Origin of the sequence: Bradyrhizobium genomosp. I (2014) (assembly GCF_000261685.1) — a bacterium.
Lineage (GTDB): Bacteria > Pseudomonadota > Alphaproteobacteria > Rhizobiales > Xanthobacteraceae > Bradyrhizobium.
The window spans coordinates 18,598-42,313 of the sequence record NZ_AJQE01000362.1 but is presented as its reverse complement, the minus strand read 5'-3'; the positions used below and the strand labels follow the sequence as shown (position 1 = coordinate 42,313).

Here is a 23,716-nt window from a genome sequence, read left to right as displayed (position 1 = left end):
TGCTCTTCGGCCGACAATCCCGCCGTCTACGTCACGCGCAATCCCTGGAATACCGACTACACCACCTGTGGCTCGTCGGCAGGTAGCGCTGCGATGGTCGCCGCCGGCGTGGTGCCGATCGCGCATGCGACCGACGGCGGCGGCTCGATCCGGATTCCCGCTGGCGTCAATGGCAATATCGGCCTGAAGGTCTCGCGCGGCGTGTTCTCGCTCGCTCCCCACATGTCCGACCTCACCGGCCTCGTCTCGATCCAGGGCTGCCAGTCGCGCTCGGTGCGCGACACCGCCGCCTTCGTCGACCATGCCCGCGGACCGGCACCTGGCGAATTCATGCCGTTCTGGACCACGGCGCAGCCTTATTGCGAGATGATCAAGCGCGATCCGTCAAAGCTTCGCATCGCGCTGTCGCACACATGGGGCGACTACACCGCGACGCCAGCGATCGCCGCCGAGCTGGAGAAGGCCGGCCGCTTCCTCGAAGACCTCGGCCATCACGTCGACTACGCGCTGCCCGAGATCGATTTCCGTGCCGCGTTCGCGGCGCAGACCACCTGCTACATCTCGAACTTCGCGGTGGTGATCTCCAACATGCTCGCTGCGCGCGGGCTGGAAAAACCGCCGGAAGATCTGATCGAACCCGTGAACATTCGCATCTGGGAAGCTGGCCGGCACACGAGCTTCGCCGAGCGGGCGAAGATGCAGGGAGTGTTCAACACGACCTCGCGCGGCTTCGGCGCCTTCTTCGAGCAGTGGGACGTGATCCTGACGCCGATCACGGCGCTGCCGACGCCGAAAGTCGGCACCAGGGAGTACCTCACCATCTCCGACAATCCCGATGTGCTCGACTGGTTCGGCAATCTCTGGCGCAACTTCGCCTTCACGCCGCTCGCCAATCTCTGCGGCATGCCGGCGATCTCGATGCCGATGGCGACCCAGGACCACGGCCTGCCGCTCGGCATCCAGGCCATCGCCAAGCAGGCCAATGACGGGCTGCTGCTGCAGCTCGCCGCCCAGATCGAGCGCGCGCTCGACGGCAAGTGGAACGGCGGAAAGACCGCGAAGGTGCATGTGACCAAGGCGTGAGCTGCCGCCGCGTCCTCCTCTAACCCTTGTCCCTGGCACTCGCTTTCGCGATGGCCTTGTCCACGCGCCAACGCGATACGTCCTGCTCGGCGAGGAAGCGCACCGCGGGACTTCGTGTTTCCGGAAACAGGGCGACGAGTGCATTGGCGCCGGTCACCGCGGGATTGCCGACCTCCTGGGCAAGCAGCGCGGCCCGACGATCGACGCGCTGGAATGCAGCAGACGGCGCTGCGGTACCGGTCTCGACCACAATGTGAGCGAGTTCCTTGTCGAGATAGTCGGTCAGGCTCTGCCTGAGCGTGCCGAGATCGGCGTTGCAGGCCTGCAGGACAGGCGCGGCATCACCGTCTTCGGTCAACGCCAGCAGAAGATGTTCCAGCGTTGCAAACTGATGGCGGCGCCGGTCGGCAAGATCAAGCGCCCGGCGGCGCGTAGCGACATAGGCCGGAGCGAACGAGCGAGACGACACGTCGAGCAACGCGTCAATCTTCTCCAGCCGCTTCACGGGATCGAGGATTGCCAGCAGGTCGTACTTGTCCTTGACCGACAGCTTCATCCGCATCGCCATTGTATCGGCGATATGCCCGACGTCGCGCGTCTGATCGAAGAACAGCCAGACATCCGGCATCAGAAGACCGTGAGCCGCCGCATAATCCTCGAAACGCTGGATGGTTCGGCGGACGAGGTCAGGCGCATCCGCAGGCGGGCTCACGGGCAATTCGAAGGCCTCGGACCGGTAACCGTTGTTCGTCGCCGCGAAGCTGCGAAGCCCGACGCGGCGAATTCCGCGCGTCAGCACCCTGATCGAGCCGTCGGAGAGCCGTTCGAGCTCGACCAATTGAGCGAGCAGACCGATCTCGCAGACGTCGGCAAATTGCGGCTCATCGACGGTCGCGTCGCGCTGAATCGCACAGACCATCTCGCGTGCGCCCTCGAACGCATGGTTGAGCGCCAGCACCGTGTTCTCGCGCCCGACGAACAGCGGAAAGGTTGCGTTTGGAAACGGCACGAAATCGCGCAACGGGACCGCCGGATAGACCGCGGTCGAGCCTTTGAGCCTCACTATCGGCACGGGCGTGTCGCGACGCCCGGTCTGAAGCATTGCCGATAATGTATTCCAGTCGGCAACGCCCAGCATCCTCGACACCAGTTCGAGGCTTTCGCTGTGACTGATGGTGACGGCCTTGGTGGTCAGGGATTCGCGCAGGGTCTGCGCCATAGCCTTGGCATCGCGAAAATCGCGCATCGGTTCGTCCTCTGCATGAGCGATCCAGATGTATCAGGCGGTTGCGTTGCTGACCCGGACGCTCGGGCAAAGGGGAGGCCGAGAAGGCTCGATACGTTCACCATTCCACGGAGGGAGCAACCGGCAGGCCGTATCAACCTGCACGGAAGGTGGCGCAAAGATAAATCGCTGTCAATTGCGATCTCAGTTCTTCACCGCGGGGATGTCCTCCGCCGCCGGCTGCTGCTGGCCCTGCTTGTACATCGCCAGCGCCTTGTCGAGGGCTTCGCGCAGCGCCAGCGCCGCGGCCACGCTGCAACGCAGATGCGCGGTCTGGACCACGTCGACCCTGACGGCGGCACCGACCGGCATCAACAGGTTCGCGGCAAGCTCGATCTGGATCGCGCCGTTGTGATGACCGAAGCAGGACGCGCCGTCGAAATAGATGATCGGCGCCCGCTCCGAGCTGGAGCTCGAAATGGTGACGGGCCCCTGATTGGTGGCGGGCGTTTCGGGGTCGGCCATGGGCGCTCCTTGCAGTTCATCGACGAACGAAGCGCCCACCATCGGCGCTTCGGCGCGCCCTGTCGAGGCCAAACCGCCCCGTGCGGGCTCATTCGGGATTTTGCGCGAGGCCCGACACTGGTCTAGAACGTGCCCATGACCACCACAACGACCACGCTCCCGTTCGAGGAACTCGCCGACGCGATCAAGGGCCGCCGTTCCGACTATGGCCATATCAGCGGGCTGCAGCTCGATCGCTTCGCTCCCGCCGAGGCCTGGTCGAGCCTGCCCTACCGGCCCGTCTTCGTCGGCGACACCGAGACCGGCGTGCTGCATGGCGGCGTCGTCACCGCGATGCTGGACGAGAGCTGCGGCATAGCGGTGCAACTTGCGCTCGACGGCACGCGCGCGATCGCAACCCTCGATCTGCGTATCGACTACCAGAGGCCGGCGACGCCCGGCCTCGACATCAAGGCGCATTCGGTCTGTTACCGTACCACGCGCTCGATCGCCTTCGTGCGCTCCACCGCCTATCAGGAATCGGAGGACGATCCGGTCGCGACCGCGACCGCCTGCTTCATGATCGGCGCCAACCGCACCAACATGCTGGCCGACCGCAGGATGGATGCGCGCAGCATTCCGATGCTGGAGGCGCCGGAGGATCCGGATGGTCCGTTTGCGAACAGCCCGTTCGCGCGCGCGCTCGGCATCCGCGTCAACGACGACGGCACGCTGACGATGCCGTTCTCGCCGCAGATCATCGGCAATCCGATCCTGCCTGCGATCCATGGCGGCATGACCGGCGCTTTCCTCGAGACCACTGCGATCGTCGGGGTGGCGCGCGAGCTCGGCACCGCGGCGCCGCCCAAGCCGATCGGCCTCACGGTCAACTATCTGCGTTCCGGCCGCGCCCTCGACACCTTTGCCAACGTCTCGATCGTGAAGCAGGGTCGGCGCATCGTCGCCTTCGAGGCGCGGGCCTGGCAGGACGACGCGACCAAGCCGATCGCCACCGCCTTCGGCCACTTCATGCTGCGTCCGACGCCGGGAAGTGACGAGGAATAAGCGCATTTTAACTTGACGGCCGAAGTTCCGGCCACAACGATAGCACACGTCCCCGCGAGAGGTATTAGATTGCGGCATCCGCTCGATATCGTCGCCATGTTCGCTGCGCTCTGGCTGCTGGCATCGATGGTGCTCGACGCGCTGACGCCGAAGGAGCTAACGGCGATCATATTCGCGATCGCCATCGGTCCTGCCATCGTTATCACCGCCGTGCTCTATTACCTGCGCTGCCCGCGCACGGACTTTGCAGTCATATTCGCAGCGCTGTGGCTGATCTCGGACATTGCGATTGCCTTCGTCTCAGCGAAGGCGCTGCCGCATTTCCTGATCGCGCTCGGCTTTGTGCCGGCGCTGCTGGTCGGCATCGCGCTGCACTGGCAACGCTTCCAGCGCCGCCATGAGCAGATGCCCGTGCCATCGGTGAAGCGGGGCTGAGGGCTGCGCAGGTGGTTCACCTCGCCCGGTGGGAGAGGTGAACCGAACCGCCTCGGCCGAAATCAGCGCGGCAAGAGATTCGTCTTCGCAAGGTCCAGCACCTCGTCGCCGCGGCCGTTCATCACCGCGCGCAGGACCCAGAGGCTGAAACCCTTGACCTGCTCGGCGGTGATGGTCGGCGGCATCGACAGCTCCTGCTTGGCGGTGACGACGTCGAGCAGCGCCGGCCCGTCATGTGCAAGTATCTCCTTCATCGCGCCGGGCAGTTCGCCGGGATCCTCGACGCGTTTCGCGAAGATCCCCATCGCGCGCGCCATCGCCGCGAAATCGGGGTTCTCCAGGTCGACATTGGTATCGACGAAGCCCGCCGCCTTCATCTCCAGTGCCACGAAGCCGAGCACGCCGTTGTTGAAGACGACCACCTTCACCGGCAGCTTCATCTGCGTCAGCGTGATGAGGTCGCCCATCAGCATGGTGAAGCCGCCGTCGCCGGAGAGCGAGATGACCTGGCGGCCGGGCTGCGCGGCCTGCGCGCCGATCGCCTGCGGCATCGCATTGGCCATCGAGCCGTGCACGAAGGAGCCGATCAGCCGGCGGCGACCGTTCATCTCGAGATAGCGCGCGGCCCACACCGTCGGCGTGCCGACGTCGGCGGTGAACACGGCATCGTCCGATGCGTGATCACTGATGACCTTGGCGAGGTATTGAGGATGGATCGGCTTGCTTCCCGGCGTGCCCCTGGCGAGCGAATCCAGGCCCTCGCGTGCCTTCCTGTAGTGCGCGACAGCATCATCGAGATGCTTGCGCTGCGTCTTTGTCGCGAGCAGCGGCAGCAGCGCCTCGATTGTAGGCTTGACGTCGCCGACGAGGCCGAGATCGATCCGGCACCGCCGTCCCAGATTCTCCGGGCGGATGTCGATCTGCGCCACCTGGCAGTCCGTCGGGAAGAACTGCTTGTAGGGAAAATCGGTGCCGAGCATCACCAGCGTATCGCAGGCGTGCATGGCGGCATAGCCCGAGGAAAAGCCGATGAAGCCGGTCATGCCGACGTCGTAGGGGTTGTCGTACTCGACATGCTCCTTGCCGCCGAGCGCATGCACGATCGGGCTCTTCAGCGCTTCGGCAAGCTGCATCAGGGGCGCATGGGCGCCGGCGCAGCCGCGGCCGCAGAACAGCGTGACGCGCTCGCCGCCGTTCAGGAGATCCGCAAGCGCCTTCAGCTCATCCGCCCGCGGCACGACCTTCGGTGCCGACACGCTGAGGCCGCGCGGCGTCGACAGCGCGCGCTTCGGGGGACTACGGAAGGCGACGTCGCCGGGCATGGCGACGACGGCAACGCCGCGCAACCCCACCGCCGCGCGAATCGCATTCTCCAGCACGTAAGGCAGCTGGCTCGAGTCCGAGACCAGCTCGCAGTAGTGGCTGCATTCGCGAAACAGGTTCTGCGGATGGGTCTCCTGGAAATAACCGCCGCCGATCTCGGCTGTCGGGATCTGCGCCGCAATCGCCAGCACCGGAACGCGGCTGCGATGCGCATCGAACAGCCCGTTGATCAGATGCAGATTGCCCGGGCCGCAGGAGCCGGCGCAGACTGCGAGGTTCCCTGTCATCTCGGCTTCGCCGGCCGCTGCAAACGCCGCGACCTCCTCGTGCCGGACATGGATCCACTCGATGGTGCCACGACGGCGCAGCGCCTCGGTCAGCGCGTTCAGACTGTCGCCGACAATGCCGTAGATGCGCCTGACGCCGGCCTGCTCGAGCGTTGCCACGAACAGATCGGCTACGTTGTTGATCGCCATGTCGGTCTCCTGCTTCAGCCAGTCGCATGTGCACGATGCACGAACATCGGAAGCGACGCCGCGAGAGACAATAAGCTATGACACGATCACGGCTTGTCCGTTCCGGTTCAATTTTTCACAATCGCCCGATCATAGGCCGCGACGGTCACCTTTGCACGAGCTGCGACATCCGCTGCCGTCATGCCGGGCTTGTAGAGGCTGGAGCCGAGCCCGAACGCCGTCACGCCGCCCTTGATGTACTCCGCAAAGTTATGGTCGGAGACGCCGCCGACGGCGGCGATCATCACGCCTGATGGCAGCACGGCCCGGATCGCGGCAATGCCGGAGGCGCCGAGCACGCTCGCCGGAAAGAACTTCAGGCTCGACGCGCCGGATCGCGCCGCGAGCAGCGCCTCGGTCGGCGAGAACACGCCGGGCATCGTCACCATGCCGTGCTGATGGGCGCGCGCCAGCACCTCGGTGTCGACATTCGGTGAGATCATCAGCTTGCCGCCGACGTCGTTGAGACGATCGACATCTCCTGTGGTCAGCACCGTGCCGGCGCCGATCAACACGCCAGCCGGCGCCTGCTTCACGGCCATTGCGATGGAGCGGAATGGATCGCGCGAATTCAGGGGGATCTCGATCGCGGTCATGCCGGCCTCGATCAGGACGCCGACGATGGCCTCGGTCTCCTCGGGCTCGACGCCGCGCAGGATCGCGACCAGCGGCCGCTTCATCGGTGGAAAGGGAGCGCTCATTTCAAGAATTCCTCTACTTCGTCCAGATCGCGGCAGCCGCCATCGACAGACCGCGGCGGACCGCTTCATCCGCATCGACCGGCGTTGCGGTCACCGACAGCGCCTCGAAAGCCAGCCGGTACAACTTCGCGAGCCGCCCCGAGGCAATCAGCTGGACACCGGCTTGCGGCACGGTGCCGGAGAGCCCTGCCGCCAGCTCGACACCGATCAACGTACCCGACAGCGTCTCGCGCGCCGCGGCCGGCGTGCCGCCGAACAGAAGCTGCCGCGACCGCGCGGTGAACAGAAGGTTGGCGGCGAAGGCTGGCGTCTCGAACGCGGCCTTCACGGCCGCCTTGAAGCTCGCGACGTCCTCGGCGTCGTCCGCGCCGGCGACTGCGAGCGACAGGATCGTTTCGCGCGAGACTACGCTGAACAGCTCGCCGGTCATGAAGGTGGAGAAATGCGCGACCGTGCCGTCCTTCACGCGAACCCATTTCGAATGCGTGCCGGGCATGCAGACCAGCATCTCCCCCGCAGCATCGAGACCGAGCGCACCGAGCAATTGCGTCTCCTCGCCGCGCATGACGTCCGGCGCTTTTGCATCGCGCTGCGCAATGCCCGGCAGGATGCGGATGTCGCGCGCCTCGCCCGGCACGCGCACGGCCTGCTTCAGAACGGCAGAGAGAGGAGCCGGCGAGTCGACATAGCCGGCCTCGACCCAGCCGGTGCGGGCACCGGCCATGCCGCAGACGAGCACCGGCAGATGATCCGGCGCTTCGACCGCCGCAAGATGCGATCGCAGCACTGCCGGGAAGCCGGCCTTCGCCGCGGCCAGCATGCCTTCATCGCTGCGGCGTTCGGCCAGCACCTGGCCGGCACGATCGACCAGCCACAGGCGGAAACTGCTGGTGCCCCAATCCACCGCGACGTAAGCGGGTTCGGTCATGTCAGGTCTCGTCCTCGTCTCACGGCCAAGACGCCGTCTCGCGACAAATGAGACGATGTCCTGCAGGCTCCGGTCGGGATACCGGCTATTGCGCGGGCAAACCAGCCCTTTCTCTTCAATTCGAAGCTCCGCCGCGCTGGCACACCGCTTGCTGAAGCTTCAGCACTCAACTCCGCCAACGCGCGACAAGACGCGTCAACATCAGATGAGGAAACCCATGGAGATCGGCTATTTCACGATGCCTTCGCACCCGCCGGAGTGCGGCCTGAAGGAAGGAAACGACTGGGACCTGCAGGTCATGCGCTGGCTCGACGAGCTCGGCTACCAGGAAGCCTGGGTCGGCGAGCACCACACCGCGCCCTGGGAACCCAATCCCACGCCGGACCTCCTGATCGCGCAGGCCTTGATGCAGACCAAGAAGCTTCGCATCGGGCCGGGCGGCTTCCTGCTGCCCTATCACCACCCGGCCGAGCTCGCCAACCGCGTTGCCATGCTCGACCATCTCTCCGAGGGTCGGCTCAATTTCGGCGTCGCGGCATCGGGGCTGCCGAGCGACTGGGCGATGTTCAACGTCGACGGCATGAGCGGACAGAACCGCGACATGACACGCGAGGCGCTCGAGATCATCCTGAAGCTGTGGACAGAGCCGGCACCCTTCACCCACAAGGGCAAGTACTGGACCGTGACCAAGCCGGACACGATGTTCGACTTCCTCAAGCCCCACATCAAGCCGTTGCAGGCACCGCATCCGCCGATCGGCGTTGCGGGGCTGTCGAAGAACTCGGACACGCTGAAGCTCGCCGGCGAGCGCGGCTTCATCCCGATGAGCCTCAATCTCAACCCGGCCTATGTCTCGAGCCATTGGGACTCCGTCGAGATCGGCGCCGCCAAGACGGGACGCAAACCGAACCGGCAGGACTGGCGGCTGGTGCGCGAGGTGTTCGTCGCCGACACCGACGAGGAGGCCTGGAAGCTCTCGACCGGCGACATGATGGGCCGGATGATGAGCGAGTATTTCCTGCCCCTGCTCGGCCATTTCGGCTTCAAGGATTATCTGAAGCACGCGCCCGACGTGCCCGACAGCGACGTCACGGTGGAATATTGCGCCAAGCGGAACTGGATCGTCGGCTCGCCCGCGACGGTCGCCGAGAAGATCGAGAAGATCTACGACGAGGTCGGCGGCTTCGGCGTGCTGCTGGTGTTCGGCTTCGACTACAAGCACAAGGCCGAGGCCTGGCACCACTCGCTCTCGCTGCTGAAGAACGAGGTGATGCCGCGCCTGAAGCATCTCGGCTCCGCGAAGAAGGCGGCTTGACCAGATGCGGGTGCGGCGCGATCGTGCCGCACCTGCATTCATTTCGGAGATTTCCGCGTGACGGTGGACGCCAAACCTCTCGACGCAAAGGATTTCAAGCAGGCGATGCGCCAATGTGCCGGTGCCGTGGCGCTGGTGACGGTAGGCGCCGAGCACGGCAAGCGCACGGGGCTGACCGTGACCTCGGCCTGCTCGCTGTCGGACTCGCCGCCCTCGCTGATCGTCTGCGTCAACCGCAACGCCAGCGCGCATGCGCGCATCCGCGAGGAGGGCGCGTTCGCGATCAATTTCCTGCACGAGGATCACGCGCTGCTCGCCCTCACCTTCAGCGGGCAGAAGGGCGTCAACGGCGACGACCGCTTTGCGTTCGGGCAGTGGACGCGGGCGGCGACCGGCGCCCCGGTGCTGACGGACGCGGTCGCCGCGTTCGACTGCGTGCTGGCGCAGGAATTCGAGACCAGAACGCATTCGATTTTCGTCGGCGAGGTGCGCAGTGCCTCGCATTCGGCGACCGCGACACCGCTGGTCTATCTGCGCAGCAATTTTCACGCGCCCCGGGAGATGCGCGAGGCGATCGCGCTCGGCGACCTCGATGCACGGCATCTGAGCTGGACGGATTTTTCGTAGAGGCAGCAAGCGTGGCCCTTCCCCCCTGAAGGGAGAAGGTGGAGCGCTGCCGCAAGCAATCTCGCTACTGCGTCGTCTCGATCCTCAACAGCTTGATCTTGCGATACAGCGTCGCGCGGCTCAGCTTCAGAGTGCGCGCTGCTTCCGTCACGCGACCGCCATGCTTGCGCAAGGCCTCGATGATCGTGGCGCGCTCGGCTGCTTCAAGGTCCTGCTCAACCCGTCCGCCGAACGGTGGCAGATCAAGATCGGCATCGGTGATGACACCGTTCTCCGCCGTGCAACCCGCGAGCCGCAGCACGTGACGGAGCTGGCGCATGTTGCCGGGGAAGGGATAGGCCGCAAGCTGCGACCATGCTTCGTCCGAAAGCCTGCAGCCCGGCGCTTCCTCGCGCGCGATCTGGCGGATGATGTCGCCGCGGTCGGCGCGCTCGCGCAACGCCGGCAGGTGCACCTCGATGCCGCGCAGGCGGAAATAGAGATCGGCGCGGAAGGCGCCCTGCTCCGCCATACGGCCGAGATCGCGATGCGTGGCGCTGATCAGGCGGATGTCGACGGCGACAGGCTTGAGCGCGCCGAGCGGCCAGACCTCGCGGTTTTCCAGGACGCGCAACAGGCGCGTCTGCAAGCCGATCGGCATGTCGCCGATCTCGTCGAGGAACAGCGTGCCGCCGTGGGCCTGCACGATCAGGCCCTTCGAGCCCTCGCGCCGCGCGCCGGTGAAGGCGCCGGCCTCGTAGCCGAACAGTTCGGCGTCGATCAGGCTCTCCGGCATCGCCGCGCAATTGAGCGCCACATAGTTGCGACGCGCCCGATCGCTGGCGGCGTGAATGGCGCGCGCGAACACATCCTTGCCGACGCCGGTCTCGCCATGCAGCAGCACCGGCAGATTGCGATCTCCGATGCGCCTGAGCCGGTTCACGCTTTTGATCAGGCCGGGATCGCGGCCGGCGAGCCGATGCAGCGCACCATAGTGATCGACAGGCGCATCGCGGCGCGGTGCAAGCGGGCGCGCCCTCGTGCGTGGCGGCGGCGCGACATGGCCATGGCCCAGGGCGCTGCCGTCGGCGCAGCGCAGCCGAACAGCATCGTCCGCGCCACGCCCGGGCTGATGGTCGAACTCGATGTAGCGCGACAGGTCAATGCCGGAGGCGATCATGCCATCGGTGAGACCGAGCAGTGCACGCGCGGAACGGCAGGCGCCGACGATGCGCCGGTCGTCGTCATAGGCGATGAGGCCATCGCCGCCGTCACCGGGCACGGTGGCGATCCAGGCGTCGCGGAAATGGCCACGAAAGATCGCTCCCTCCATCCGCCGCGTCGCCTCCATCGTCACCGCGAGCGCGAGCTGATGCGCGGCGCGCTCCAGATCCGCGCGGCAGGAGGTGATGTTGACGGCACCGGCGAGCCGTCCGGCCTGGTCGAACAGCGGCGCCACGGCGCAGGAGAACATGTGCCATTGCGCGCGAAAATGTTCGTCGCGATGCACCAGGATCGGCTTTTCCTCGGCCAGCGCGGTGCCGAGCCCGTTGGTGCCCTCAAAGGTCTCGGCGAAGTTCGAGCCGGTGTAGATCTTCCAGTCCAGAAACATCCTTGCATCGGCTTCGCCGGGCAGACGGCTGAACAGCATGGTCGCGTTCGCATCCGCGAGATTGACGCAGTAGCCGGCCTCGCGCAGCACACGGGCGAGATCGTCGAGCTCGGGCATTGCGAGCCTGATCGTCTCCTCCATCGGCTCGGCGGCGTACCGGATCTCGGCTTCGGTCAGCGTCTGCGGCGGGCCCTGGCGGGCGGGATCGAGCTTGTGATCGACGAGGCAACGCCGCCAGGAATTGGCGATCCGCGAAGAGGCATCGACGTCGGCCACGTGGTTGGCGACGGACAAGACACGGGCGACATGGTTCGAGGCCGAAAGGCTGGCCATCGCGGACGTCTCCACCCTGTACTATTGTGCAAAGTCTGGCACCACAGGCGGGGATGTCAATCGGGAACCGGGAACGCCGAGTGGCGCACCTCTCTCGATCGTCTTCCCGGGGCGGCTCGAAGAGCCGAACCCGGGATCTCGAGATTCCGGGTTCGATGCTTCGCATCGCCCCGGAATGACGGAGGGAGTTAGTTTTGCTGCACCGCCCTCACCACGTGTCGATGCACGGCCGCTTCTTCGCCGTCCGCGCCGGCGGTTTCGGCACCGAACGCAGGCCCGCCATGATCCAGCGCCGGGTCTCGGCGGGGTCGATGACGTTGTCGATCTCGAACACCGAGGCGATCGAGACGGCCTTGCCGTTGGCGTAGAGCTCGGCGACCTTGTTGCGGTAGTAGGTCTCGCGCTCCTCGGGATCGGCGATCGCCTCCATCTCCTTGCGGAAGCCGAGGCGGACATAGCCCTCGAGCCCCATGCCGCCGAACTCGCCGGTCGGCCAGGCCGCGGTGAAGAACGAGGCGTGGAAGCCGCCGCCGATCATCGACTGCGCCCCTAACCCATAGCCCTTGCGCAGCACGATGCCGAACAGCGGCACGGTGAGGCTCGCGCCCGTGACGAACATGCGCGAGACGTGGCGCACGATCGCGGTCTTCTCCGCTTCCGGACCGACCATGAAGCCGGGCGTGTCGCACAGCGAGACGATCGGCAGATCGAAGGCATCGCAGAGCTGGAGGAAGCGCGCGGCCTTGTCTCCGGCATCCGCATCGATCGCGCCGCCGAGATGACGGGGATTGTTGGCGATCAGGCCGAACGGCTTGCCCTCGATGCGGATCAGCGCGGTGATCATGCCGACGCCGTAATCGCGGCGCAGCTCCAGCACGCTGTCGTTGTCGGCGACCAGATCAATGACGCTGCGGATGTCGTAGACGCGCAGCCGGTTCTCGGGGATGGCGCGGCGGAGCAGGCGCTGGTCGGCGGCTTCCCAATTCGTCACCGCCCCCTGGAAATAGGACAGGTATTTTTGCGCGACGCGCGTCGCTTCCTCCTCGTCCTCGACCAGGATGTCGACGACACCGTTCGGCGCCTGGAACGAGACCGGGCCGACCTCGGCCGGATGATAGACGCCGAGCCCGCCGCCCTCGATCATTGCCGGGCCGCCCATGCCGATCGAGGCGTTCTTGGTGGCGATGATCACGTCGCAGCAGCCGAGCATCGCCGCGTTGCCGGCGAAGCAATAGCCCGACACGACACCGACGACGGGCACGAGGCCGGAGAGCCTTGCGAACTGCACGAAGGACGGACCGTCGAGGCCGGTCATGCCGAGCCGGTCGGTGTCGCCGGGCCGCCCGCCGCCGCCCTCGGCGTAAAACACCATCGGCACGCGCCAATCCTCCGCCAGCGTCAGCATGCGGTCGATCTTCTTGTGGTTCATGTGGCCCTGCGTGCCCGCGAGCACGGTGTAGTCGTAGGCCACGACGATGCAGCGCGCGCCCTCCGGGCCGAACTTCTCGGCATTCACGGTGGCGACGCCCATGACGAGGCCGTCGGCCGGCGTATTCTTGATGAGATCGTCGAGCTTGCGCCGGCGGCGCTGCGCCGCGATTGCAAGGCTGCCGTACTCCATGAACGAGCCGTCGTCGACGAGCTGGGCGACGTTCTCGCGCGCGGTGCGCTGGTTGGTGTTGCGGCGGCGCTCGACCGAGGCCGGACGGTTCTCGTCGAGCGTGTTGGCCTGACGCGCGATCAGCTCGGCAAGATCGGGGCGGATGTGGTCGAGATCGACATCGGCTTCCACGGCCGTGCTGTCTGCCGCGACGTCGAGCGGCTCGAGATACAGGATCGGCTCGCCATGCAGCAGCGTGACCCCGTCGCCGGCAAGGAGCTTCATCACCCGGCCGCCCTGCTCGGCCATGACGAGGTGCTCCATCTTCATGGACTCGATCACCGCGAGCTGCTGGCCGGGGCGGACGATCTCGCCTTCCCTCACCTGGATGGTGACGATGGTTCCTTGCAGGGGCGCTGCAACCATCGCCGCGCCTTCGGGCACCGCTTGCGCAACGTGCGTCTCGGTGCCGTGCGCTCCGCCTCGCTCCGGAGCGGCAAAGTAGAGCGGCTTGGCCGCGCCATCGGCGGCATCGACGAGCTTTGCGATATTGCGATCAATGAAGTCGGTCGCGATGCGGTTGGTCCTGAAATCGGGGTGCGCCAGCACCGCCTGGAGGAAGGCGATGTTGGTGACGACGCCGTCGATCCGGAACTCGCGCAAGGCGCGCGAGGCCTTTGCGACCACGTCATGCCAGGCTTCGCCCGATGTGTGGACGATGACCTTGGCGAGCAGCGAGTCGAAGGCGGCACTGGTCTTGTAGCCGGCATAGCCAAAGCTATCGACACGCACGCCGGGGCCCGACGGCGGTTCGAACACGGCAAGCACGCCGCCGGTCGGATGGGTCGCGCCCGTCTCGTCCAAAGTTTCCATGTTGACGCGCAGCTGCACGGCATGGCCGCGCGGCTTCGGGATCGATCCTTGCGCAAGGCCGAGCGAGGCTAGCGAAGCGCCCGCAGCGACTGCGAGCTGGGCGCGGACGAGATCGAGCCCGAGCACCTCTTCCGTCACGGTGTGCTCGACCTGGAGCCGCGGGTTGGCCTCGATGAAGGCGAAGCTGTCCTCGGCGGTGCCGTCGACCAGGAACTCGAACGTGCCGAGATTGTCGTAAGCCGCAGCCGTCGCAAGCTGCTTGGCCGCCTCGATGATGCGGCCGCGCAAGGTATCGCTCAGCGACGGGCTCGGCGCCACCTCGATCAGCTTCTGATGGCGGCGCTGGATGGTGCATTCACGCTCCCAGAGATGAGAGATTGCGCCATGGCGGTCGCCGATGATCTGCACCTCGATGTGGCGCGCCTGCCGGATCAGCCGCTCGGCATAGACGCCGTTGAAGCCGAAGGCAGCCTTGGCCTCCGACTGGCAGCGCGCATAGGCTTCCGCGAGATCGGGCGCGTTCTCCACCACGCGCATGCCGCGACCGCCGCCGCCGGCCATCGCCTTGATCACGATCGCCGCGTTGCTGCCGAGCGATGCGAAAAAGGCCGTGATCTCCTCGAGACTCGACGGCCCGCTGGTGCCGGCGATGATCGGCACGCCGCAGCGCTTGGCCAGTTGCCGCGCCGCGACCTTGTCGCCGAACAGTTCGAGCGCGGTCGCCTTGGGGCCGACGAAGGTGATCCCTGCGTCGGAGCAGGCCTTTGCGAAGGCCGCGTTCTCGCTGAGAAAGCCATAGCCGGGATGCACGGCGTCACAGCCCACCGCCTTGGCCGCCTTCACCACGGCGTCGATGTCGAGATAGGCCCGCGCGCCCCGGCCGGGGATCTCGATCGCCTCGTCCGCAACGCGCACATGCAGCGACAGCGCATCGTCCGCAGGATGAATCGCGACCGTCGCGATGCCGGCATCGGCTGCCGCGCGCGCGATGCGAATGGCGATCTCGCCGCGATTGGCGATCAGGAGCTTCTTGAACGACATGATCTCTCTCACTCAGACAGCAGCAGGCAGGCTTGGATTAAGGTCCTGCTTCTTCACTTTACCCGTAGCCGTCAGCGGCAGGGCTTCGATGATGCGGATCTCCGGGACCTTGTAGACGGCCATGCGCTCGGCGCACCAGCTGCGCAGGTCTTCCGCAGAGAGGGTGCCGACCGCCTCAGGCTTGAGCTGGACAAAGGCAACCGGCACCTGCCCCTTGTCGGGATCGTCGCGGCCGACCACGCCCGAGCCCAGCACCTTCGGATGCTGCCCGAGCAGTGCCTCGATCTCCGGCGGAAACACGCTCATGCCCTTGACCTTCAGCATCTCCTTGCGGCGGCCGAGGAAGTGCAGGAAACCAGCCTTGTCGATGGTACCGATGTCGCCGGTGCGCAACCAGCCGTCGATCAGAGACTCCGCGGTCGCCTCCGGCTTGTTCCAGTAGCTCTTGAGCAGCGACGGCGTGCGTACGCGGATCTCACCTTCCGCCCCCAGAGGCAACAGCGCACCGGTCTCGAAATCGGTGATCTTGAACTCGGCACCGGGGACCGGCAGCCCGACGAAGATCGGCTGGTTGTTGAGGTCGAAATCATTGTCCTGGAAGCCGGCCGTGAAGGTGTTGGAGGTATGGGTCTCCGTCATGCCCCAGGCCGCCTCCATCAGGATCGTGCCGGTGAGATCCTTCCAGCGCTTACGATAGTCGGCATTGAGCTTCTTGACGAACGAGACCACCCGCACCTGCTTCAAGGACGACAGGTCGAACTCACTCCAGCGCGGATGATCCATCAGCTCGACGGCGCCGTCGACCGGCATCGCGATGATCGTGACCTTGTACTTGTCGATCGCGGCCATCGCGCCGACGGCGTCCCAGCGTGCGAGCAGCACCAGCGTCGCGCCGGAGAACAGCGGGAAGATCAGCCCGAAATTCTCGCCCGCGATCCAGAACTCCGGAAAGAACGACAGGAACACGCTGCTCTCGTCGGACAGGACCGAGATGCCGTAATTGGCGGCGGCCGTGTAGACCATGTCGCGATGGGTGTGGACGCAGCCCTTCGGCATGCCGGTCGTGCCGCCAGTGTAGTTGAGAGCAGCGACATCATCGAGCCCGGGGGGCGGCAGCGGCGTCGGCGCAGTTAGCGCGGTGAGCGCCGGCAGCAGATCGGTCGTGCCCGGTATTGTGACGCGCGGACCGCGGATCGAGTCCGGCGCCGGAAACGCCGGCGTTGCCGGCACGACGTCGGCAAAGCTGGTGACGATGATCTCGCGCAGCCGCACCTCGCCCTTCACCTGCTCGACGACCGGCATGAGCTGGTCCAGCGCGACGATCACTTCGGCCTGGGTGTCGTTAAGCTCGTAGGACAGCTCGAACGCGCGCGACAGCGGGCTGACGGGAACGTGGATCGCGCCGAGCTTCAGGATGCCGAAAAACACGATGTGGAATTGCGGGCAGTTCGGCAGAAACACGGCGACGCGGTCGCCCTTGCGCACGCCTTTGGCCTGCAACAACGCCGCAAAGCGGTCGCTCTGCCGGTCGAGGTCCGCGTAGGTCATGACGTGACCGTAGAAGATCACCGCAGGATGCTCCGGATTCCGCTTCGCCCAGGCGCGCAGATATTCCGTCAGGGGCACTTCGCCGTGCAGATAGTTCGGCGAGCGCGGCATGCCCTTCGGCCAGGCCTCGTTCCACAACCCGCGCAAGGCGGCGAGGTAGTCCTTTTCGTCGAGGCCTGCACTCATGGCGTCTTTCCCGTGCTGCTTTTCTTATCGCGAGGAACGCAACTCTTATCGCGAGGAACGCAACGTGTCGTCACGCGACTTCGTTACACGTCGAGCACGGCAGAGTTCATGTCAAGGAAAACAGTTTTCCGCAGCACGGCCGATGCCGCAGCGCGGAAATAGCTCGTCGCTCGGGCCGACGCATTGTCGTCGAACATGGCGAGCACCCTGGCGTAGCCGACATCGACCATCCGCAGCGTCTTGGCCTGGTGACCGGCGACCATCCGCGCGCGCATGGACTCCTTATCATTCGGGTTATCGAAAATCCCCGCAATTCCGCGCGAGAGCTGCCGTGATGTGAGTCCGAGATACGAATTCTTCCAATCTGGAACACCTCGACATCGCCTCTCCGAGCGTTGACTTGGAGAGGTCTCTGGCGGAACGATCGGCGCAGATCATCCGCGCCAGCTCTGGCGCGAGTGCAGCAAAGGCCACAGGCTCAATGCATCAATCGACATATACCGGGCGCCTCGACCTTCCTGCGCTGAGCGCAGCGGAGCGGCTCTTCATCTGGGGATTCAGGGCGAAGGCACGCAGCGGAGGCGCCGTTCCCACCGCGGCCGATATCAAGGAGGTGTACGACCATTTCCGCGTAGGCGACGCCGTGCCCTCGCTGGAGTCGATCATCGAGATCTTCGCCTGCACGGCCCACACCGCCATCGAGGTGCACTGCCCGACTTGCCCGCGCATGTCGGACAGCGAGCGCGGAATTCTGCGTGCCATCGCCGCAGCACAGCAGGACCGCATCGACGTCGCCCGCGAGCAGTTCGAACGCTGGCTGCCGCCGGTCGGCGCCGATTGGGCGCTCGCGCCGGTCCAGGGGCTTGCAACGATCTTCCGCATGGCCGGTCTCGTCCTGCCCGACCGGCACGTGCGGTCTTACGACCATCATCGGACGATGGCGATGAAGAGCTGGCTGGTCGGAAGCCCCACGCTGCACTGACGAGAACATTCATGATGCAGGATGCATGCGATTCCGTGGCGGTCCCGGACGCGGGCCAGTCGCAGCTCTGTCCGCTCCAGGCTGCGCTTGCGGCGCCACGAAGCGTCGAGAGCTACGATGATTTCTGCCGCGTCGCGCTGTTGCTGTTCCGCTTCATCGGAGCTGCCTACGCGACCGGCGCCTCCGATTGCTGGGAAGCGGCCTATCGCTTTGCCGACGAGGCGCCCGGCATCGCCGATAGTCCGCTGCTGGTGGCGCGGGCCGCGGCCCTCGTCAGGATCCTGCGCGGCGGCCGGCCATGCGAGCTGTGCTTCATGCCGCCGTCCTGCCGGCGCCTGTCGAAGGACGAAACCGAGTTGATGCGCCTGCTGGCGGTTGCGCGCCGCAAGCAGCCGGGTGAGCTCGAGTCCATCGTCTGCCAGTTCGTCGGCAACGAGAACGAGATGGCGACCACGCGGGCGGTCAACGCGCTGGCCTTCTGCTGATGCTTTGACGGGTTCCAGTCGCATCGGGAGCGGCCCTGCGCTATCACGGCGAGGCGGCCGAGAAGCCGGCTACGCGGGCATCACAGCGCCGCAACGCACGCCTCCATGATGCCGTCGAGCTCGGCCTTCGACAGCACCCCGAGCTCGGCGATGAAGACGATCCGCGTCCGCGGCACGCCCGCTGCCGGCGCATCGCCCGGAGCGAGCGTGGCGCGGCCACCGGCGAACTGAAGCACCATCGGGCGTCCGGGCTGCTCGATGCTCTCGAAGAGGCCTTTGGCGCGCGCCAGCTTCGGCGCCAGCCGGTTGATGGCCTGCTGCAGGCGCGGCAGCGAGACCGGCTTATCCGAGGTCCAGCTCAGCGTCTCGAAGCGCTCCTCTGCCGGCCGCCGCGGGCCCACTTCGCGCGACGCTGGCGGGCGATCGCCGTCCGAGGGAAACAGCAGCGGCGCAGGAATCCCGCCATGCCGCGCATCGACCACGACGGCGGGAATGCGCAGCGCGCGGATGGCCGCGCGCATCCGCGCGCCCGCGCCCGCGTCCGCCAGATCCAGCTTGCTGAGCGCCACGATATCGGCGACGCGCAACTGCGAACGCTGGAGCGCGTCGTCGAGGGCGGCGGGCGGCGCCGTCGCGTCCATCACGCAAAGCACGGTCTCCAGCGGCGCCTCGCGCAGGATCACCGGATCCATCAGATTGCGCACGATGTCGGCGGGATCTGCGATGCCGCTGGTCTCGATGACGATATAGTCCGGCCTGGGATCGCGCCGCAGCAGCGTCGAGAGCGTGCGGAGCAGATCGCCTTCGAGCGAGCAGCAGATACAGCCATTGGCGAGGCTGACCACGCCGTCGCTCGCACCTGCGATCAGCTCCGCATCGATGTTGATCGCGCCGAAATCGTTGACGACGGCGGCGATCTGCCGGCCCTCGGCGTGCGCCAGCAGATGGTTCACGACCGTGGTCTTGCCCGCCCCCAGAAAGCCCGTCACCAGGAGAATGGGGACCGGCATGGGTCAGCCCTCGACGACGGGGCGGCGCACCGGCTTGCCGGGCCTCGCGGCCACGTCCAGCACGCCGTCGGAGATCAGCGGCTGACCGCTGACGACGAGATGCCGCACGCCTTCGGAGGGACGGTTCATCGCGGTGAATGTCGCGCGGTCCGAGAGCTTCTCGTAGTCGAACACGACGATGTCGGCATCGGCGTCTTTCGCAAGCCGGCCCTTGGCCCGCATCGCGGGCGTGCTCTGGGAGAGGATCTCCGCCGGGATCAGCGCGCATTTGCGCACGCCTTCCAGCAGCGACACGGCCTTGCGCTCGCGCACCCATTCGCGGATGAATTTCGTGAAGCAGCCGGCCGAGCGCGGATGCGAGGTCGCATCATCCGGCAGCGGCCAGGCATCGCCGATATAGGTGCTGCCGTCGGACAGCGTCCACGGCATCGCATCGGACGCGATCGCGCCGCCGGGATATAGCACCGACATGTCGAGCAGGTCGCGGTGGTGCGCGTTGTTCTCGGTATCGAGGATGTGCCAGAGCACCAGGGAGGACGGCTCCTCGGCCTGCGCCTTCAAGAGCTCCTCGCGATCGTGGAAGCGATAACCGTCGGTCACGCGCTGCACGGAATCATAACCGGTGCCGTTGCGCTCGACGAACTCGGGATCGCTGAAGAAGGCGGCCGCCAGCACGGTCGAGCCGGTGCCGTAAGGATAGGCCTCGACGGTGATGGGAAGGCCCTGCGCCTGCGCCTTCGCGATCAGCACGCGGCAGCGCTCGACGTCGGTCTTGCTCGACGAATTGAAATGGCAGATGTGCATGTGCGCGCCGGTGGCGCCGGCATAGCCGATCAGCCGGATATAGGCTTCCGCCGCGCTCTCGGGGTCGATGCGCGACATGAAGGCGACGTGGGTGAAGGTCGGCACGTCCTTGGCCGCAGCCAACTGGCACACCGCGGTCAGTTCCTGCACGCCGGCGCCCGGCGCATAGGCGTTCAGGATGCCGATGCCGATGCCGCCCTCGTTCAGGCCGCGCGTGAGGCGATCGAGAATGCCTGATACCTCCGCTTCGGTCGCGACGTTGTCGATCCAGCGGCGGTCGCGCATGGCATTGCCGAACGCCTCCAGCGAGCTCTCCGCATTGGAGCCCGTCATCGCGCCGATGCGGGCAAAGGCCCAGTTGGTCGCGGCGCCGTAGTTCAGCACGCGGCCTTTCCGCGCCTGGCGCTCGTACCAGGACGCGACCGGCAGCACGCCGGCCTCGAGATCGAGCGTCGTCGTGACGCCGTCGAACGCCTGCATGCGGTCGGCCGGGATCGACTGGCCATGCGCATGCAGATCGATGAAGCCGGGCGCGACCACAAGGCCGGTCGCGTCGATCACCCGCTCGGCGCCGCCGAGGCCCGTGCCGACGGCGGCGATCCTGCCGTCCACCACCGCCACGTCGCCGACGGCGTCCATCCCGCTCGCGGGATCCACCACCCGGCCGCCAGAGATCACCAGACCGCTCATACCGTCACTCCACCAAGTTGAGATCGCATCAAGGCAGATTCCGGGAGCAACGACCACCTCCACCGAAGCCGACGCATCATGCTTCCGCGGAAGGCTATTTGGCGGGGATCGCAGACATGCGCTTGCAGCCTCGCGGCATGATTTGCTTTGCCGGACCTGAGCTCCGTCCGTCTTCGCCGTTTTGCCCGACAGCTGACGTGCGAGCTGCAGGTTGTCGATGACGGCGCGATGCGCCGAGTTCGGAACGGCCAGTTGACAGCCCTTTGCAAATAAAACTAGGGTGCCTGCGACGGTTCTCCTTCGGGAGATCAATAGGGAATACGGTGCGGGAGATCCCCCAACGCCGTGGCTGCCCCCGCAACTGTAAGCGGTGAGCCTTCGCCAAACGCCACTGGGCCTGCGGGCCTGGGAAGGCGGCGAAAGGCAACGACCCGCGAGCCAGGAGACCTGCCGTCAGTCGTGGTCACACGCGAGCACATTGGGCGGGGTGTCCTGGTGGGTGTTGGGTTGCCGTCTTCTTGAGGCAGCAGCCAAACTACGTTCGCGGTGACGTGCCACGTTATCGCGAGCCTATTGATGACCTCCCGTACCATCTTCACGCCACGGCGTCGCCGCGCGTTTCTCCGTTCAGCTGCATTCTCCTGCCTCGTGCTATCGACCGATGGCTGGGCACAGTCCGAAAGGCCGGCCCAGACGCTCGATCCTGTGGTGGTGCAGCCGCGCGCGAGGCCACAGAATGGCCGCAGCACCCGACGCAGCGATGCCGCGCTCCTCGCGCGCTCACGTCAGCAGCGAAGGGTAGCTACCGACACGCGTGCTCCGACTGCCAACCCGACGGGTCCCGTGTTCGCCGCACCGACGCTCAACCTCACCGGCGCTAGCACCGCCGGTAGCCGACTGGGCTTGACGCGACTGCAGACGCCGGCCAGCGTCGAGGTGATCTCGGCTGAAACCATTTCTGAACGCGGCCAGCAGAACATCCTCGACGCGGTGACGCAAAACGCCACCGGCTTCACGGCGAGCCCGGCACCGGGCAATGGCGGCGTCTCGTTCAACACCCGCGGCTTCACGGGCCTTGGATCCGTCATGACGCTGTACGACGGCACCCAGCTCTATATCGGTGCCGGGACGGTGACCTTTCCGTTCGACACGTGGTCGACCGAGCGCATCGAAGTGCTGCGCGGCCCTGCGTCGGTGATGTATGGCGCGGGCGCGGTAGGCGGCGCCATCAACATCGTTTCGAAACTGCCGTCGTGGGTCCCGCGCAACCAGGCGGAGGTCTCGCTGGACAGCAACATGACGCGGCGAATTGCCGTGGATAGCGGCGGTCCGGTCAGCAAGGACGTCGCCTACCGGATCACCGCCACCGGCAATATGTCGGACGGATGGGTCGATCGCGACAACACCTCGAATGTCGCGCTTCATGCCGTGGTCCAGATCAGGCAGAACGAAGACGTCACCTGGACGCTGTCCACGGATTACGGTGACCGCAACCCGTCGCGCTACTTCGGCACGCCGCTGATCAACGGCAGGTTCGACGAATCGCTACGCTTCAAGAACTACAATGTCGGCGACAGTCACATCCGATACCAGGACAGCTGGAACCAGGTGAAGACCGAATGGCAGGTCGCCGAAGGAATCTCGATCCAGAACACGCTCTACTACCTGAACTCCAGGAGGCACTGGAAGGACGTCGAGAGCTACGCCTACAATCCCGCCACCGGCCTGATCAATCGAAGCAGCTACATCGAGATCTTTCACGACCAGCAGCAGGTCGGCAATCGCATGGATGCGAAATTCCGCGGACATGTCTTCGGCATGGCCAACGAGTTCCTGGCAGGCTTTGACGTCAACAGCATCAATTTTACCCACACCAACAACTCGCCCTATGGCGGCTCGTCGCCCGTCAATCCGTACAGCTTCGTTCCAGGCGTATTCAGTAGTCCGAACCCCACGGTCCCCGGTTTCGGCAGCGTGACCAACCAATACGCGCTGTTCGCCGAGAACCGGCTGTCGGTCACCGAGCAATTGTCCCTGATTGCCGGCATCCGCCAGGATGAGCCGACGGTCACGCGCACCGACTATGTCACGCCCGCCAACAGCTTCGAAAAGTCGTTCTCCTCGACGACTTGGCGCGCCGGCGCGGTCTATACGCCCGTCAAGGATCTCGCTTTCTATGGCCAGTATGCCACCGCGGTCGATCCGGTCGGGGGGATCATCTCGCTGTCGTCCGCAAACAAGCAGTTCGACCTCGCCACCGGCAGACAAATCGAGATCGGCGTCAAGCAATCGTTCTGGGGCGGCCGCGGTGAATGGACCCTGGCCGGCTACGAGATCATGAAGAACAACCTGCTGGCACGCGATCCGAACATTCCTTCGCTGACCGTCCAGGTCGGCCAGCAATCATCGCGCGGTGTCGAAGCATCGGTCGGATTCCTGCTCGATTATGGCTGGCGGATCGATGCCAATACCGCCTTCCTCCGCGCGAGATACGACGATTTCGTGCAGTCGGTCGGCGGCGTAGCCGTGAACTATGCCGGCAACGTGCCGGTCAACGTGCCGCAGACCGTCTCCAACATCTGGGCGACCTGGGCCTTTGCACCGAACTGGTCGGCCAATGCGGGCGTGCAGATCGTCGGCAAGACCTACGCGGACAATGCCAACACCGTGACGCGCCCAGCCTACACCGTCGTCAATGCCGGTGTGCAGTGGAAGCCCGATCTCAATACCACCGTGTCGTTCCGCGTCTACAATCTGTTCGATGAGGTCTACACCACGTCGGGCGGTACCACCCAGTGGCTGCTCGGCATGCCGCGCACGGCGCAAGTCGCAGTCAACGTGAAGTTCTGAGC

The 23,716-nt window shown here is 65.8% G+C and carries 19 protein-coding genes and 1 riboswitch; of the genes, 8 read left to right on the top strand and 11 right to left on the bottom strand.

Translation table 11 applies throughout. From position 1 onward, the window contains the following. A partial coding sequence (locus tag IC50_RS31840; protein WP_035714654.1) for an amidase occupies positions 1 to 1,083 on the top strand: 1,083 nt, incomplete at its 5' end. Between the two features lie 19 nt (positions 1,084 to 1,102). Here the strand turns inward: IC50_RS31840 and IC50_RS31835 are convergent. Further along, a complete protein-coding gene (locus tag IC50_RS31835) occupies positions 1,103 to 2,329 on the bottom strand; it encodes an LON peptidase substrate-binding domain-containing protein (protein WP_035714651.1) in 1,227 nt (408 codons plus the stop codon). A 183-nt stretch (positions 2,330 to 2,512) separates the two neighbouring features. Next, entirely contained in the window at positions 2,513 to 2,833 is a 321-nt protein-coding gene (locus IC50_RS42115) for a hypothetical protein (protein ID WP_035714659.1), read from the bottom strand. A gap of 135 nt (positions 2,834 to 2,968) precedes the next feature. Between IC50_RS42115 and IC50_RS31825 the strand changes: the two genes are divergently transcribed. Together IC50_RS31825 and IC50_RS31820 are read left to right on the top strand one after the other, a co-directional pair. Next, positions 2,969 to 3,877, top strand: a complete 909-nt coding sequence (locus IC50_RS31825) for a PaaI family thioesterase (protein ID WP_035714647.1) — start codon at positions 2,969 to 2,971, stop codon at positions 3,875 to 3,877. 69 nt (positions 3,878 to 3,946) lie between these two features. Beyond that, the gene (locus tag IC50_RS31820) at positions 3,947 to 4,312 is read left to right on the top strand and encodes a hypothetical protein (protein WP_035714644.1); all 366 of its coding nucleotides are present in this window, start codon (positions 3,947 to 3,949) and stop codon (positions 4,310 to 4,312) included. A gap of 62 nt (positions 4,313 to 4,374) precedes the next feature. Here the strand turns inward: IC50_RS31820 and poxB are convergent, their stop codons facing one another. The 3 genes from poxB to IC50_RS31805 all read right to left on the bottom strand — a co-directional run bounded on the left by poxB (position 4,375) and on the right by IC50_RS31805 (position 7,779). Continuing rightward, a complete protein-coding gene (poxB, locus tag IC50_RS31815; protein ID WP_035714642.1) occupies positions 4,375 to 6,111 on the bottom strand; it encodes a ubiquinone-dependent pyruvate dehydrogenase in 1,737 nt (578 codons plus the stop codon). 107 nt (positions 6,112 to 6,218) lie between these two features. Next, on the bottom strand, positions 6,219 to 6,851 hold the full coding sequence (locus IC50_RS31810; protein ID WP_035714639.1) for a 2-dehydro-3-deoxy-6-phosphogalactonate aldolase: 633 nt from the start codon (positions 6,849 to 6,851) through the stop codon (positions 6,219 to 6,221). Positions 6,852 to 6,864: 13 nt separating this feature from the next. Then, the gene (locus IC50_RS31805; protein WP_035714635.1) at positions 6,865 to 7,779 is read right to left on the bottom strand and encodes a 2-dehydro-3-deoxygalactonokinase; all 915 of its coding nucleotides are present in this window, start codon (positions 7,777 to 7,779) and stop codon (positions 6,865 to 6,867) included. A 217-nt stretch (positions 7,780 to 7,996) separates the two neighbouring features. Between IC50_RS31805 and IC50_RS31800 the strand changes: the two genes are divergently transcribed. Continuing rightward, positions 7,997 to 9,094, top strand: coding sequence for an LLM class flavin-dependent oxidoreductase (locus IC50_RS31800; RefSeq protein WP_035714632.1), 1,098 nt, complete (start codon positions 7,997 to 7,999; stop codon positions 9,092 to 9,094). Between the two features lie 57 nt (positions 9,095 to 9,151). Then, the gene (locus IC50_RS31795; RefSeq protein WP_035714629.1) at positions 9,152 to 9,721 is read left to right on the top strand and encodes a flavin reductase family protein; all 570 of its coding nucleotides are present in this window, start codon (positions 9,152 to 9,154) and stop codon (positions 9,719 to 9,721) included. A gap of 64 nt (positions 9,722 to 9,785) precedes the next feature. Here the strand turns inward: IC50_RS31795 and IC50_RS31790 are convergent, their stop codons facing one another. The 4 genes from IC50_RS31790 to IC50_RS31775 all read right to left on the bottom strand — a co-directional run bounded on the left by IC50_RS31790 (position 9,786) and on the right by IC50_RS31775 (position 17,168). Then, entirely contained in the window at positions 9,786 to 11,645 is a 1,860-nt protein-coding gene (locus IC50_RS31790; protein WP_035714625.1) for a sigma-54-dependent Fis family transcriptional regulator, read from the bottom strand. A gap of 208 nt (positions 11,646 to 11,853) precedes the next feature. Further along, a complete protein-coding gene (locus IC50_RS31785; RefSeq protein WP_035714622.1) occupies positions 11,854 to 15,159 on the bottom strand; it encodes an acetyl-CoA carboxylase family protein in 3,306 nt (1,101 codons plus the stop codon). Positions 15,160 to 15,171: 12 nt separating this feature from the next. Continuing rightward, a complete protein-coding gene (locus IC50_RS31780) occupies positions 15,172 to 16,893 on the bottom strand; it encodes an AMP-binding protein (protein WP_035714620.1) in 1,722 nt (573 codons plus the stop codon). Between the two features lie 83 nt (positions 16,894 to 16,976). Further along, positions 16,977 to 17,168: a hypothetical protein gene (locus tag IC50_RS31775; RefSeq protein ID WP_035714618.1), complete on the bottom strand. Its 192-nt coding sequence runs from the start codon at positions 17,166 to 17,168 to the stop codon at positions 16,977 to 16,979. A 206-nt stretch (positions 17,169 to 17,374) separates the two neighbouring features. Between IC50_RS31775 and IC50_RS31770 the strand changes: the two genes are divergently transcribed. Further along, positions 17,375 to 17,875, top strand: a complete 501-nt coding sequence (locus IC50_RS31770) for a hypothetical protein (RefSeq protein ID WP_035714615.1) — start codon at positions 17,375 to 17,377, stop codon at positions 17,873 to 17,875. Positions 17,876 to 17,886: 11 nt separating this feature from the next. Next, on the top strand, positions 17,887 to 18,360 hold the full coding sequence (locus tag IC50_RS31765; RefSeq protein WP_035714612.1) for a hypothetical protein: 474 nt from the start codon (positions 17,887 to 17,889) through the stop codon (positions 18,358 to 18,360). 80 nt (positions 18,361 to 18,440) lie between these two features. Here IC50_RS31765 and IC50_RS31760 read toward each other — a convergent pair whose 3' ends face one another. Beyond that, the gene (locus IC50_RS31760; protein WP_035714610.1) at positions 18,441 to 19,370 is read right to left on the bottom strand and encodes a CobW family GTP-binding protein; all 930 of its coding nucleotides are present in this window, start codon (positions 19,368 to 19,370) and stop codon (positions 18,441 to 18,443) included. A gap of 3 nt (positions 19,371 to 19,373) precedes the next feature. Continuing rightward, positions 19,374 to 20,864 carry an amidohydrolase family protein gene (locus IC50_RS31755; protein ID WP_035714608.1) on the bottom strand — a complete coding sequence of 497 codons (1,491 nt, stop codon included), beginning with the start codon at positions 20,862 to 20,864 and terminating at the stop codon, positions 19,374 to 19,376. Positions 20,865 to 21,137: 273 nt separating this feature from the next. Further along, positions 21,138 to 21,333, top strand: a riboswitch (cobalamin riboswitch). A gap of 107 nt (positions 21,334 to 21,440) precedes the next feature. Here IC50_RS31755 and IC50_RS31750 point away from each other — a divergent pair. Further along, positions 21,441 to 23,714 carry a TonB-dependent receptor gene (locus IC50_RS31750; protein ID WP_035714604.1) on the top strand — a complete coding sequence of 758 codons (2,274 nt, stop codon included), beginning with the start codon at positions 21,441 to 21,443 and terminating at the stop codon, positions 23,712 to 23,714. Positions 23,715 to 23,716 lie beyond the last annotated feature (2 nt).